Here is a 12,621-nt window from a genome sequence, read left to right on the forward strand (position 1 = left end):
CGCCGCCCGCCACCGTCTCTCCGGCGGGGGCCGCCCGCGCCGTCCGGGGGCATGGGGCGAGCCGCCTCCCGACGAGGCCGCGACTCGCCCGACGCGGCTCAGGTACACCGGCACCGGTGACGTGCGGGCACCGGGGCCGCGGACCCCTCCGTCTCCGACGGCGACTGCTCGCGGTCCCGGGGCACGGCCCGGCCGGGGGCCGTCCTACTCCCCCGCGGTGACCAGCCCCGACTCGTACGCGAAGACCACCGCCTGGGCGCGGTCGCGCAGGTCGAGCTTGGTCAGGACACGGCTCACGTGCGTCTTCACCGTCTGCTCGGCCAGCACCAGCGTCTGCGCGATCTCCGCGTTGGACCGGCCGCGGGCCACCAGGGTGAGGACCTCGGTCTCACGGTGGGTCAGGGCCTTGAGACGCAGTGCGGGCTTGCCCCGGGCGGCGGGACGCTGCCGGGCGAAGTCCGCGATGAGGCGGCGCGTCACGGAGGGGGCGAGCAGCGCGTCGCCCGCGGCCACCACGCGTACCGCCGCGATGAGGTCGGCCGGCGGCGCGTCCTTCAGCAGGAAGCCGCTCGCACCGGCCCGCAGCGCCTCGTAGACGTAGTCGTCGATGTCGAACGTGGTGAGCATCAGCACGCGCGGCCGGTGTTCCCCCAGGGCGGTGCCCCCACCGCCCGGCGGGGGCGCGAGGATCCGGCGCGCGGCCTCGAGGCCGTCCATCTCGGGCATGCGGACGTCCATCAGTACGACATCGGGGTGGGTGCGCCGGCTCAGCTCGACGCCCTGCGCACCGTCGGGGGCCTCGCCCACCACGTCGATGTCGCTCTGGGCGGCCAGCAGCGCGGCGAAGCCGGCCCGCACCATGGCCTGGTCGTCGACGATGATGACGCGCGTCGTCACGTGAAGTCACTTTCCGTCAGGGGAAGTCGGGCTGCCACCCGGAAGCCGCCGTCCGGCAGCGGCCCCACATCGAGGCTGCCGCCTATGATCCGCACCCGCTCGCGCATGCCGACGAGACCGTGCCCGGTGCCGCCCACCTCGAGCGGCGCGGCGGGCGGCTCCGGCGGCGGCCCGTTGACGACCAGAACGGTGAGCCGCGCGCCGCCCTCCGGCACTGACAGCGACACCCGCGTCGGGGCGCCCGGCGCGTGCCGCACGACGTTGGCGAGGGCCTCCTGGACGATGCGGTACGCGGACAGGCCCACCGCCTCGGGCACGTCGGCGTCGCAGGGGGTGAACTCCACCGGCATGCCGGCCCTCGCTGTCGCCTCCACCAGCTGCCCGATCCGCGTCAGGCCCGGCTGGGGCGCGAGCTCGCCGTGCGCCTCCTCGTTGCGCAGCACGCCGAGGAGCCGCCGCATCTCGCCGAGCGACTCGCGCGCGGTCGCCGCGATGGACGTGAACTCCTCCCGCGCGTTGGGCGCCAGCCCGTCGAGGCGGTACTCCGCGGTGTCCGCCTGCACCGTGATGACGGACATGTGGTGCGCCACCACGTCGTGCAGCTCGCGTGCGATCCGGGCGCGTTCCTCCAGCAGCATCCGCCGGCCGCGCTCGGCCTCGCTGATCGTCTCCTGCTCGGCCAGCCTGCGCTGCACCTCGTACCGCTCGCGGAGCGCACCGGCGATCAGGAGCGTGATGCCGCTGAGCATCGTGAGCACTGTGCTGTTGCTGTTCGTACCGTCGGGAACGACGAACCCCAGACCGATGCCCGCGCCCACCGTCGCCAGCCACACCAGCAGCAGCGTCCGGCGCGACTCGCGCAGGCCGAGGGCGAGGCAGAGGCCGACGTACCCGACGATCTCCATCGGCGTGTACGGCCACAGGAGCCGCTCCTCGAAGTCGACGGTGCGCAGGACGAGCGCCCCGGCCACATCCGCCACGAAGATCACGCACCAGGCCGGCAGCGGACGGACGACGGCGAGCAGCAGCGGTGCGGCCTGCGCGACCGCCAGCGCGCTCGCGACGCCGCCGTTCAGACCGTAGTCGGCGGTCAGCACCTGGATGGTGGTGGGCAGCAGGGCGACGCTCAGCACGAACGCCACACCCCACGGCAGCAGCCGCACCCACCGACGCGAAGCCCCCGCGAACAGCGCGCGCGGCGGCTTCTCCTCCGCTGACGTCATGGGCCCAACCTTATGCGCGGCGGGACGGCGTCAGGAATCACCCAGCGGTTCTCCCACTTCGCGCAGGTGCCGCAGGTGCCGCAGGGCCTGACGGCTGACGGCCGACGCATGACGGCAGGAGTCCATTCAGTCGGTGAGCCGGCGGTGGCCCGGGACCGGCATGCCCGGCCTCCTCCGCCGGTGCCCAGCCGTTCTTCGCCGGCAGTCACGGCAAGCACCGTCGCGCTACTGGTCAGAGGCGTCCGTCCCCCCGTTGGCCCGCAGCAGCGCGGCGCCCAGGGGAGTCAGGGTGTGCAGTACGGACCGGGCGTACCGGTGGCTGACGATGAGGCCCGCGTCCCGCAGCGCGGTGGCGTGCTGGCTGGCCGACGGCGCCGAGACCCCGGCCGCGCGAGCCAGTTCCGCCGTGGTCGCGCCCAGGGCGACGGCACGCAGCACGCCGGCCCGGGTACGGCCGAGCAGGGCGCCCAGCGAGGCCCCGGCCCCGAGATGCTCCGGCGGCTCGGCGGGGCGCGGCTCGTGGTGGAGCGGATAGAACAGCACGGGTCTCAGCGTCGGGTCGACCAGGGTCACGGGGTTTCCCCGGCAGAAGTAGGACGGCACCAGGAGGAGCCCGCGGCTGTTCAGGTGCAGGGCGCGGTCCTTGGGGTAGGCCGCGTGCAGGACGGGGCGCTCCCAGCGGAGCGAGGGCCCGAGGCCGTGGAGCAGCCCCTGTGCCCCGAGGTCGGCCACGGACCGGGCCCGCGCGTGCCGCTCGGCCTCGATCCGGGCCTGGATGCGATCGGCGTACGGCGCGATGACGGCGTCGTGGTAGGTCCGCATCGCCCGCACCAGTTCCCCACGGACGTCCGGTTCGGCCAGGCGGGGAGCCCAGGCGGGTGCTCCGCTGGTACGGGCGAGGATCTTCAGCTCGCGCAGGACCCGGCTCGGCGGTGTGCTCAGGACGGCCTCCAGGCCGGCCTCCAGGCCTTCGGTGCCCTCGGGCGGGGTGAGGAAGTCGGGGAAGTAGACGGCGCGCGGCACCAGCGGGATCAGGAGCGTGCGCAGGGTCCGGCCGAACCCGATGGCCGCCAGCCGGGTTCGGGCGGTGCGGTGCCAGTCGGCGTGGGCCCACCGCCCCTGACGGGACTGGAGACGGTGGAGACTCGCGCAGACCTCCCACAGCGGATCGGGCGCGGAAGCGACGCGTGTGCGGGCCAGGTCGGCATCGGTGAAGTGGATCCGGAGCATTCGATTCCCCCTTGTGACCTGCCCTCTTCGAGCAGGGCCGAAAGCTCTGGCTGACCATGCTCGCGTCAGCGAAGCTCAGGTGCAAAGCGGCGCGAAGAGGGCGCGTCCACCGGCCCGGCGTCCCGGAGCCCGTGCCGCCGCCGCTCGACGACCCGAAGGGGAACCATGCTGAAGAAGACCGCCGCGGCCGTATCGGCCTCGGCCCTCGCGGTGACCGGCCTCGCCGTCACGGCCTCCACCGCCGAGGCCGCCTCCTACCCGACGTGCAACAGCGCCAAGAAGAAGTACATCTCCTCCACGCGCTTCGTGGTGCAGCCCTACTACACCGGCACGGGCTCCCGGAACTGCGAGATGAGCCTCGGCGCACAGTCCTCCGGAGTGACGCGCCTCCAGTTCGCTTTCAACGACTGTTACAACGGCCGCGCGAACATCGCCGAGGACGGCATCTACGGCACCGAGACGCGGAACGCCGTGAAGTACATCCAGGAACAGACGGACGGCGATGCCGCGGTCGACGGGGTGTACGGCCCCGAGACCCGCAAGGCCATGTACTGGGGCGTGTACATCGAGGGCCAGGGCCTGTGGGACTGCCGGCCGGTGGGGGTGTGAGGACGGTGACACGCGTGGAGAAGCGGATGGCCGCGGTCCTCGGGACCCTCGTACTGGGCGCGGGTGCCGCGCTGGCGGCACAGGGCCCGGCCCAGGCCGCCTCGTATCCGACGTGCAACGCGCTGAAGTCGGTGTCCGTCACCGACAGGCTCTTCACCTACCAGCCGTACTACACGGGTACGGGCTCCCGGAACTGCGAGATGTCCCGGGGCGCCCAGTCGGACGGCGTGCACGCGCTCCAGAACGCCATCCGGGCCTGTTACCGGACGATCGCGTCGGACGGGATCTACGGCCCGAAGACCGAGGAGGCGGTGAAGAGCGTCCAGCGTACGGAGAAGGTGGGCGTGGACGGCGTGTACGGCCCGCAGACCCGCAAGGCCATGGGCTGGCCCCTCTACCAGGGAGGCGTCGGCTTCGTGCGCTGCGCGGCGCCGGGCGTCTGAGACACGCCGCGCGGGGCGCTGCTGCCCGGTGGGTCCCTCGGGCTGGTCCGGTGGGCCCACCGGTGCGGCCGGTCATGACCGGAGCTCCAGCTTCCCGTCCGTCCCGTGCACGCGGACGCGCGATCCCGGTGAGTACCGGGCGGCACGGGCAGGCGTCTCATATGGTGACACAGGTTTTCCGAAAAATAAGACGCCTGAGATCGTTGCGATACCCATGTATCGCGCGTGAAAGACCGAGAGATGCCCGCACCGTCCCCCCACCCCGCTCCCGCTCAGGCACCCGTCAATTCGCGGTCCCGCGTCCTCATCGCCAGCCTCATCGGCACGACGATCGAGTTCTACGACTTCTACATCTACGCGACCGCCGCCGTCCTGGTCTTCCCCGCCCTCTTCTTCCCGGACAGCGACCCGACCACGGCGCTGCTGTCGTCCTTCGCGGTCTTCGGCGCCGCGATGGTCGCCCGGCCGATCGGCGCCGTCTTCTTCGGGCACCTCGGCGACCGGCTCGGCCGCAAGAAGACGCTGGTGGTCTCGCTCCTCACCATGGGCATCGCCACGTTCCTCATCGGCGTGCTGCCCACCTACGCACAGGCCGGCTGGGCCGCCACCGCGCTGCTCGTGCTGATGCGGCTGGCGCAGGGGTTCGCGCTCGGCGGCGAGTGGAGCGGGGCCGCGCTGGTCGCGACCGAGAACGCCCCCCGCGGCAAGCGCGCCCTGTACGGGACCTTCCCTCAACTGGGCGCTCCGCTCGGCTTCATCATCGGCAACGGCCTGTTCCTGGTCATCGGGGCGCTGCTGCCGTCCACGGCCGGCGCCGACCCCACCCAGCCCTCCGAGGCCTTCACGAGCTGGGGCTGGCGCATCCCGTTCCTGTTCTCCGCGGTGATGGTCGCGATCGGCCTGTGGGTGCGCTCGCGGCTCGTCGAGTCGGCGGTGTTCGCCAAGACGCGCGAGGCCGGCAAGGTGCGGAAGCTGCCGCTGGCCACGGTGGTCCAGGGCCACTGGAAGCAGCTGATCCTGGGCACGTTCATCATGCTGGCGACGTACGTGCTCTTCTACCTGATGACCACGTTCTCGCTGAGCTACGGGCGCACCGCGAAGGACGCCGACGTGCCGGGTCTGGGGTACAGCTACACCACGTTCGTCCTGATGATGATCTTCGGCGTGCTGTTCTTCGCCGTGTTCACCCTGGTCTCCGGCCCGCTCGCCGACAAGTACGGCCGCCGCACCACCCTGGTCTGGATCACCGCCGCGATCGTGGTCTTCGGCCTGGTCTGGGTGCCGCTGATCGGCCTGGGCACGCTCGGCGTGGTGCTGTGGCTGGTGCTCGGCTTCACCCTGATGGGCATGACGTTCGGTCCGATGGGCGCGCTGCTGCCGGAGCTGTTCCCGACGAGTGTGCGCTACACCGGCTCCGGCATCTCGTACAACGTCAGCTCGATCCTCGGCGCGGCCGTCGCGCCGTTCATAGCGGTGGCGCTGTGGGAGACCGGTGACGGCTCACCGTGGCTGGTCGGCGTCTACCTCTCCGCGATGGCGGTGCTGACGCTGGCCGCCCTCCTGCTCAGCAAGGAGACCAAGGACGTCTCCCTGGACGAGGGTGAGGACGAGGACGAGGCGGCCTCCGCCGCCGACGGCACCGGCACCCCGGTCGTCACCTCCGCCCCCTGATCCCACCGGCGTTCACCACTGCCGTACGCCGAGCACCCGCACGCCCGGCGTACGGCAGCCGATGCCGGGCATAACAACTACCTAGGCCCCCGGGGCACTTCAGTCCCATCGGCATCCGAGGGAGTCGTCATGCTCCGCGGCATCGACGTCAGCGCGTACCAGTCCTCCACCTACGACACCGACGGCCTCTCCTTCGTCTTCATGAAGGCGACGGAGGGCCGTTCGTACGTCAATCCGAAGCTCAAGGCGCAGACGGAGCGGGCCCGCGACGCCGGTCTCGTCGTCGGCTTCTACCACTTCCTGTGGCCGGGAAACCTCACCGCCCAGGCCGAGTACTTCGTCTCGAAGACCCCGGAGAAGAAGGGTGACATCCTCGCCGTCGACTGGGAGACGAACGGGGAGGGCACCCACGCGAGCAACTCCGAGAAGGACCGCTTCATCCGGAAGCTGAAGGAACTGCGGCCGGACAGCCGGGTCGTCCTCTACTGCAACCGGCACTTCTGGCTCACCGTCGACAGCACCTCGTACGCCGGTGACGGCCTCTGGATCGCCGACTACGTGTCGGCCGGGAAGCCCCGCATCCAGGCCGAGTGGCGCTTCCACCAGTACACCGACGACCCGGTCGACACCAACGTCGCGGACTTCGCGAGCGAGGCCGCGCTGAGGAAGTGGGCCGGGGGTGCCTAGCCCGTGGCCCTTGAGCCCTCGCCGTCCGGGGCGGGCTGTTCCGCGCGGGGGCGCCCCCGGGTGACCGGACGGGCGCCCCTCACGGCGTCGTCACTTGTTCAGGTGGGCCCAGAACTCGTCGAACGACAGCACCTTGTCCCCGTCGAGGTCGCGACCGGCGATGATCGCCTCGGCCACCGACTCGGTGACGTTCCAGTCGCCGCCCTGGGCCAGTGCGGTCTTGAACTCGGCGGCGGTGATGAAGCCGTCCCCGTCCGTGTCGATCCGCTGGAACTGCTTGCGTGCTTCCTCGATGTCCGCCACCGGTCCGCCCCTCATCTCATGCGTGGGTCCTTCTGACGCAGGTCAGATTAGCTGCCCGTTCGGGCACCCAGTGCGGCGACCACCCACCCGAACCGCTCCTCGTGGGCGGACGGGGGCTCCAGGCCGTTCACGATCGCGGAAAGCTCCCGGTAGCGGCGAGGCGGGCGTTCGTCATCGAGGTGAGGCGCTCCCGTACGACGGCCGGGTCCGGCGGCGCCGATCAGCCCGCTCAGCCCGCTCAGGACGCTCAGAACGTCGGCCCACCGGGGGCTGGGGCGGAGCCCGGCGACGGCGGCGCGGCAGCCGGCCGGGGGTGAGCCGGTGTGGGCCCAGGTGTCGGCGGGGAACGCCCGCAGTCTGCGGGCGTCCCAGGCGGCGGGCTATCGGCCGGTGGGGTCGGAGGCGCTGTTCCTCGGGCCGTGAGTCAGGCCGTGTCCTGCTCCGGCGCCGTCAGTGCCAGGGCTGGTAGTGCGGGTTGCTCTCGCACTCGCTCATGATCTCGGTCCTGGTCTGCCGGTCGACCGGGCAGACGCCGATGACGTACTTCCGCTGGATGCCGCCGGGGAAGGCGACCTCGACCTGGTCGGCCCACTTGTGGGTGTCGCCGATGGTCCTGTTGACGTCGACGCCGCCGGGGGCGTCGATGTAGTAGTTGTAGCCGGACTTGTACCAGGTCTTGTAGAGGTCGTGGTCGTAGGTCGTCGAGACGTACGGCGAGGGCTGGTTGACGAGCACGTACTTCTCGATGTCGTACTGGCCGTTCTGGACGTCCCTGGCGTGGAAGCCCTCTTCGAAGACGACCTGCGGGCCCCGGCTGTCGCTGCGGTAGAGGGTGCCGCACGTGGTGCGCCAGACCGGTTCGGGCGTGATGCGGCCGACGTCTACGCCGGGGTCGGCGGCGGCCTCGAGCTTGTCGTCGAACCGGGGGCAGGCGGGGGCGGCCTTGGCGGGAGCCGTGGTCGGGGACGCCGCGCCGGGGGCGGTGGCGGCCGAGGTGGCGAAGACGGCGGAGAGGGACAGGACGGCGGCAGCGGCACGTCGCCGCAGAGAAGTGGTGACCATGCGGGTACGGTCCCGGCTCCGCGACCCCTGGCCGCGGACCGTCACCCATGGGTGGCGTGTCCGCCGAACGGGGTTGCGCCGAGGGGCAGACGGGCCCTCAGCGGTCCGTCACCCGCATCTCGAACCAGGTCGTCTTGCCGCGCGGCAGCAGATCGACGCCCCACCGGTCGGACAGCTTGTCGACGAGGAACAGGCCCCGTCCGCTGATGTCCGTCTCCTGCACCGGCATCAGGCACGGCAGCCCCCGGGAGGGGTCGCGGACCTCGACGCGGATCCAGCCGGGGCGGCGGCGCATGTGCAGTCCGAAGACGCGGGCGCCGGTGTGGCGTACGGCGTTGCCGACCAGTTCGGAGACGAGCAGGACGGTGTCCTCCGTGACCTTGGGGCCGAGGTTCCACTGGCGAAGGGCCACGACCTGGGCCAGTCGGCGGGCGGTGGCGGCGGACTCGGGGCGGGACGGTAACGGAACCTCGCACTCCGTCGGATTGCCGAACAACTCCAGTGCCTTGACTGCGCGTTCGTCCTCGACCGCCGGCGACCAACGCGCCGCGGTCGCCCGTCCGGCTCCCCGCGGCTGTTCCGTACCATCCAGCCCCGCCATGCCCCCCATCATGGCCGCCCCCAGGGGGCTCCGGGGCCGTTCCCAGGGAATACGCCCCTGCGGAGCCGCGTCCCGGCAACAGTCGTTCGGCATATGCCGAAGGCATTTCAGAGCCGGAGAAAACCCGGCTGACCTGCGCGGACGGCTCGGTCGGAGACGAGCGCGGGCCTCCTCGACAGGACTCGCCCAATGGTGTGTCAGGGCTGACCTAAACCGCCCTATCGAGGGACCCGGCATCACACGCCGCGTCAACCACAAGCAGTTCGGGCGAACTTCAGAGGAACTCGGCCTTCCCGGGCCCCTCTTCCACGAAGCTGCGCATCCCGCGTTCGCGGTCCTCGGTGGCGAACAGACCCGCGAACCAGGTGCGCTCGACGGCGAGGCCGGTCTCGATGTCCGTCTCCAGTCCCGTGTCGATCGCCTCCTTCGCCGCGCGCAGCGCGATCGCGGGCCCCTTCGCGAGCCGCGCGGCCCACGCGTGCGCCTGCTCGTAGACCTCGGCGGCCGGCACCACCCGGTCCACCAGTCCGAGCGCGAGCGCCTCGTCGGCCCGCACCTGTCGGCCGGTGAAGATGAGGTCCTTGGCCTTGGAGGGGCCGACCAGCCGGGACAGCCGCTGGGTACCGCCCGCGCCGGGGATCAGGCCGAGCAGGATCTCGGGCTGGCCCAGCTTGGCGTTCTCCCCGGCGACGCGGAAGTCGGCGCAGAGCGCGAGTTCGCAGCCGCCGCCCAGCGCGTACCCGGTCACCGCCGCGACCACCGGCTTGGGGATGCGGGCCACCGCCGTGAAGGAGTCCTGCAGGGCCCGGGCGCGCACGATCATCGCCGCGTGGTCCATCGCCTGCATCTCCTTGATGTCCGCGCCCGCCGCGAACACCTTCTCGCCGCCGTGGATCACCACGGCGCGTACGTCCTCGCGGCGGGTGGCCTCCTCGGCGAGCTCCTTGAGCCGGTCCTGCGTGGCGATGTCCAGCGCGTTCATGGGCGGGCGGTCCAGGCGCAGCGTGCCGACGCCGTCCGCGACTTCGAGATGTACGGTCATGCCAGCAGGTTAACGGCGGCTAACGGGAACGGCCCCGGTGCCGTACCTCACATCGAGGATCGCGGACACCGGGGCCGTACGTGGGCGGGGCTACGCCTTCCACTTCTCCCAGGACATGTTCCAGCCGTTGAGGCCGTTGTCCGGGGCGATGGTCGCGTCGTTGGAGTTCTTCACGACGACCACGTCGCCGATGAGCGAGTTCTCGAAGAACCAGGCGCCCGGCGCCTTCTCGTCCCAGCCGCCGCGCACGTCGCGCAGGCCGATGCAGCCGTGGCTGGCGTTGCGGTTGCCGAAGGCGTCGCCGCCCCAGTAGTTGCCGTGGATGAAGGTGCCGGAGGTGGACAGGCGCATGGCGTGCGGGACGTCCTTGATGTCGTACTCGCCGCCGTAGCCGACCGTCTCGCCGTTCATCCGGGTGACGGGGAGCCGCTCGGTGATGACCATCTGGCCGTTCCAGGTCTCGTAGCCGGGCGCGCCGGTGGTGACGGGGATGGTCTTGACGGTCTTGCCGTCCCGGACGACCTGCATCGTGAGCTTCTTGGCGTCGACGACGGAGACCTGGCTGCGGCCGACGGTGAAGGAGACGGTCTTGGCCTGCTTGCCGTAGACGCCGTCGCGGCCCTCGACGCCGTCGAGGTTGAGGTCGACGGTGACCTTGGTGCCGGGCTTCCAGTACTTCTCCGGGCGGAAGTCGAGGCGGTCGTTGCCGAACCAGTGGCCCGCGACCTCGACGGCCGGCTCGGTCTTGATGCGGATGGCCTTCTCGACGTCCTCGGGGTTGGTGATGCCCCGGGTGAAGCGGATCGAGAACGGCATCCCGACGCCGACCTTCGAGCCGTCCTCCGGTGTGAAGGTGCCCATGAAGGTGTTCTTCGGCGTCAGCGTGGTGAAGCGGGAGTCCTCGGCGGCCGTGCGGCCCTCGGAGTCCTTGGCGACCGCGTGCACGGTGTAGGCGGTGGCGGCGGCCAGGTGGGTGGACGGCGTCCAGGTGGCGCCGTCCCCGGATATCTCTCCGTCGACCTTGGCGCCCTTGGCGTCCTTGACCACGACCTCGGTCAGCCTGCCCTTCGCGGCGCCGACCTTGAGGGCGCCGCTGGTGTCGACGGCCGTGGCCCCGTCCTCCGGGGTGACGGTGACGACGGCCTCGGACTGCTTGCTCTGCGCCGCGGTGGAGTCCTTGGCGTTCTTGCCGCCGTCCCCCGCACCGGCTCCCGAGCCGGACCCTCCGCCGCCGCACGCGGTGACCGTCAGCAGCACGCCCAGTGCCAGCGCCGGCAGTGCCCTGCCGCGTCCCTTGCCGCCCCGCCCCCGGATGCCGGCCGACGCCGTCCTCGATATCGGACGCACGTTCAACTTGTCTCCCCTCGCCGGGCCTGATCGGGCCCGCGCCCCAGTGCGCCCGCGCGCGCACCGGCGCATCGTAACCGCAGGCCAGGGGCGTAGGGGACAGTGGAATTGTCACCGTTCCGTACCGAGTTGGCGGCCGGGTGCCGGAAACGGGCCGGCGTCACTTCACCGCGCTGCCCGCCTTCCACTTCTCCCAGTTCATGTTCCAGCCCCCGAGGCCGTTGTCGGGGGCGACCTTCTTGTCCTTGCTGTGGACCACCTCGACGACGTCGCCGATCAGGCTGCGGTCGAAGAACCAGCCCGCCGGGGTGTCGGAACCGCCGCCCTTCACGTCGCGCAGCCCGACGCAGCCGTGGCTGACGTTGGCCCGGCCGAAGGTGTCCTCGGGCGCCCAGTAGTTGCCGTGCAGGAAGGTGCCGGAGCTGGTCAGGCGGATGGCGTGCGGGACGTCGGGGATGTCGTACTCGCCGCCGAAGCCGACCGTGCGGCTGTTCATGCGGGTGACGTCGAGCATCTCGGTGATCACCATCTTGCCGTTGTAGGTGGGGGTCGCCGGCGCCCCCGCCGTGATCGGCACGGTGGCCAGCAGCGTGCCGTCCCGGCGCACCTGCATGGTCCGCGCGGCGGCGTCGACGAGCGAGACCTGGCTGCGGCCGACGGTGAAGGAGAGCTTCTTGTGCTGGAGCCCGTAGACCCCCGGCGCGCCCTCGACGTCGCGCAGGCGCAGGTCCACGGTGACCTCGGTGCCCGGTTTCCAGTATTCCTTCGGGCGGAAGTCGAGGCGGTCCTTGCCGAACCAGTGGGGGCGGATCTCGGTGGCGGGCTTCGCGGTCACCGAGACGGCGCGTTCGACGGCGGCGCGGTCGGTGATCTCCCGGCTGAACTCCAGCGAGACGATCATGCCGGTGCCGACGACCGAGCGGTTCTCGGGGCCGACGTACCCGATGAAGCGTTCTTCGGGGACGTAGGTGGTGAAGGTGGCGTGCCGGGCGGAACGGCGCCCGTGGCCGTCCAGGGCGACGGCGTCGACGGTGTACTTCGCGGCCAGCGCCAGCCGGGCGTCGTGGGGTTCCCAGCGCAGACCGTCGCGGGAGATCCGGCCGGGCACCGGGGTCTCCTGCGCGTCCTGGGACTTGACGACCCTCACCGACTCCAGCCGCCCGTCGGGCACCCGGACCGACAGCTTCTTCTCCGGCCGGACGGCTTTGCTGCCGTCGTCCGGGGTGATGCGGATGACCTCCTCGGCGGGGGGTTTGCCGAAGACCCCGCCGATGCCGCCTCCGACACCGCCGTCCGAGGTGCATCCGGCGGCCCCGGCCAGCAGTCCTGCCCATGTCAGTACGGCGGCCAGAGCGGCCCCCGCGCGCCGTGCGCGCCCATGTACGTGCCTCACATCCACCCGTAACGACCGGTCCGCCCTGGGGAAACGTGAGTGCGAGCCATGCGGTGGGCAGAACTGTGGGGAGGACGACGCGACAGGGTGCGGCGGTCGGGACACCGCGCGCC

General features: G+C 71.5%; 13 protein-coding genes and 1 pseudogene. 5 read left to right on the forward strand and 9 right to left on the reverse strand.

The window, feature by feature from the left end; genetic code table 11:
• Positions 1-204 precede the first annotated feature (204 nt).
• From ACZ7G3_RS25180 to ACZ7G3_RS25190, 3 genes are all read right to left on the reverse strand, one after another.
• A complete protein-coding gene (locus tag ACZ7G3_RS25180) occupies positions 205-897 on the reverse strand; it encodes a response regulator (protein ID WP_426524775.1) in 693 nt (230 codons plus the stop codon).
• Positions 894-2,120 carry a sensor histidine kinase gene (locus ACZ7G3_RS25185; protein WP_470928333.1) on the reverse strand — a complete coding sequence of 409 codons (1,227 nt, stop codon included), beginning with the start codon at positions 2,118-2,120 and terminating at the stop codon, positions 894-896. The genes ACZ7G3_RS25180 and ACZ7G3_RS25185 overlap by 4 nt, the downstream gene beginning before the upstream one ends.
• Before the next feature lie 225 nt (positions 2,121-2,345).
• Positions 2,346-3,350, reverse strand: coding sequence for an ArsR/SmtB family transcription factor (locus ACZ7G3_RS25190; protein WP_470928334.1), 1,005 nt, complete (start codon positions 3,348-3,350; stop codon positions 2,346-2,348).
• 165 nt (positions 3,351-3,515) lie between these two features.
• Here ACZ7G3_RS25190 and ACZ7G3_RS25195 point away from each other — a divergent pair, with 165 nt between their 5' ends.
• The 4 genes from ACZ7G3_RS25195 to ACZ7G3_RS25210 all read left to right on the forward strand — a co-directional run bounded on the left by ACZ7G3_RS25195 (position 3,516) and on the right by ACZ7G3_RS25210 (position 6,760).
• On the forward strand, positions 3,516-3,959 hold the full coding sequence (locus ACZ7G3_RS25195; protein ID WP_426600293.1) for a peptidoglycan-binding domain-containing protein: 444 nt from the start codon (positions 3,516-3,518) through the stop codon (positions 3,957-3,959).
• A 14-nt stretch (positions 3,960-3,973) separates the two neighbouring features.
• Positions 3,974-4,402: a peptidoglycan-binding domain-containing protein gene (locus ACZ7G3_RS25200; RefSeq protein ID WP_426600294.1), complete on the forward strand. Its 429-nt coding sequence runs from the start codon at positions 3,974-3,976 to the stop codon at positions 4,400-4,402.
• A gap of 240 nt (positions 4,403-4,642) precedes the next feature.
• Positions 4,643-6,073: an MFS transporter gene (locus ACZ7G3_RS25205; protein WP_470928335.1), complete on the forward strand. Its 1,431-nt coding sequence runs from the start codon at positions 4,643-4,645 to the stop codon at positions 6,071-6,073.
• A 129-nt stretch (positions 6,074-6,202) separates the two neighbouring features.
• Positions 6,203-6,760 (forward strand): glycoside hydrolase family 25 protein, encoded by a 558-nt coding sequence (locus ACZ7G3_RS25210; RefSeq protein WP_470928336.1) that lies wholly within the window; start codon positions 6,203-6,205, stop codon positions 6,758-6,760.
• Positions 6,761-6,850: 90 nt separating this feature from the next.
• On the opposite strand, the gene ACZ7G3_RS25215 is transcribed toward ACZ7G3_RS25210, so the two are convergent.
• Positions 6,851-7,063: an EF-hand domain-containing protein gene (locus ACZ7G3_RS25215; RefSeq protein WP_426524842.1), complete on the reverse strand. Its 213-nt coding sequence runs from the start codon at positions 7,061-7,063 to the stop codon at positions 6,851-6,853.
• A gap of 261 nt (positions 7,064-7,324) precedes the next feature.
• Between ACZ7G3_RS25215 and ACZ7G3_RS25220 the strand changes: the two are divergent.
• Positions 7,325-7,486 (forward strand): annotated as a pseudogene (locus ACZ7G3_RS25220) (GNAT family N-acetyltransferase); the annotation flags it as partial.
• 27 nt (positions 7,487-7,513) lie between these two features.
• Here the strand turns inward: ACZ7G3_RS25220 and ACZ7G3_RS25225 are convergent.
• From ACZ7G3_RS25225 to ACZ7G3_RS25245, 5 genes are all read right to left on the reverse strand, one after another.
• Positions 7,514-8,125, reverse strand: coding sequence for an ADP-ribosyltransferase (locus tag ACZ7G3_RS25225; RefSeq protein WP_470928337.1), 612 nt, complete (start codon positions 8,123-8,125; stop codon positions 7,514-7,516).
• A 97-nt stretch (positions 8,126-8,222) separates the two neighbouring features.
• Positions 8,223-8,726 carry an ATP-binding protein gene (locus ACZ7G3_RS25230; RefSeq protein WP_426600298.1) on the reverse strand — a complete coding sequence of 168 codons (504 nt, stop codon included), beginning with the start codon at positions 8,724-8,726 and terminating at the stop codon, positions 8,223-8,225.
• Between the two features lie 274 nt (positions 8,727-9,000).
• Entirely contained in the window at positions 9,001-9,768 is a 768-nt protein-coding gene (locus tag ACZ7G3_RS25235) for an enoyl-CoA hydratase/isomerase family protein (protein WP_470928338.1), read from the reverse strand.
• A 90-nt stretch (positions 9,769-9,858) separates the two neighbouring features.
• On the reverse strand, positions 9,859-11,082 hold the full coding sequence (locus ACZ7G3_RS25240) for a L,D-transpeptidase (RefSeq protein WP_426600315.1): 1,224 nt from the start codon (positions 11,080-11,082) through the stop codon (positions 9,859-9,861).
• A 193-nt stretch (positions 11,083-11,275) separates the two neighbouring features.
• The gene (locus ACZ7G3_RS25245) at positions 11,276-12,508 is read right to left on the reverse strand and encodes a L,D-transpeptidase (protein ID WP_426600300.1); all 1,233 of its coding nucleotides are present in this window, start codon (positions 12,506-12,508) and stop codon (positions 11,276-11,278) included.
• Positions 12,509-12,621: the final 113 nt, after the last annotated feature.

The organism is Streptomyces sp. NPDC037271 (assembly GCF_055603605.1).

Bases quoted from the DNA above. Each gene is read 5' to 3' on its own strand.
- ACZ7G3_RS25185 (WP_470928333.1), bottom strand. From the start codon at position 2,120: ATGACGTCAGCGGAGGAGAAGCCGCCGCGCGCGCTGTTCGCGGGGGCT.
- ACZ7G3_RS25190 (WP_470928334.1), bottom strand. From the start codon at position 3,350: ATGCTCCGGATCCACTTCACCGATGCCGACCTGGCCCGCACACGCGTC.
- ACZ7G3_RS25195 (WP_426600293.1), top strand. From the start codon at position 3,516: ATGCTGAAGAAGACCGCCGCGGCCGTATCGGCCTCGGCCCTCGCGGTG.
- ACZ7G3_RS25205 (WP_470928335.1), top strand. From the start codon at position 4,643: ATGCCCGCACCGTCCCCCCACCCCGCTCCCGCTCAGGCACCCGTCAAT.
- ACZ7G3_RS25210 (WP_470928336.1), top strand. From the start codon at position 6,203: ATGCTCCGCGGCATCGACGTCAGCGCGTACCAGTCCTCCACCTACGAC.
- ACZ7G3_RS25225 (WP_470928337.1), bottom strand. From the start codon at position 8,125: ATGGTCACCACTTCTCTGCGGCGACGTGCCGCTGCCGCCGTCCTGTCC.
- ACZ7G3_RS25230 (WP_426600298.1), bottom strand. From the start codon at position 8,726: ATGGCGGGGCTGGATGGTACGGAACAGCCGCGGGGAGCCGGACGGGCG.
- ACZ7G3_RS25235 (WP_470928338.1), bottom strand. From the start codon at position 9,768: ATGACCGTACATCTCGAAGTCGCGGACGGCGTCGGCACGCTGCGCCTG.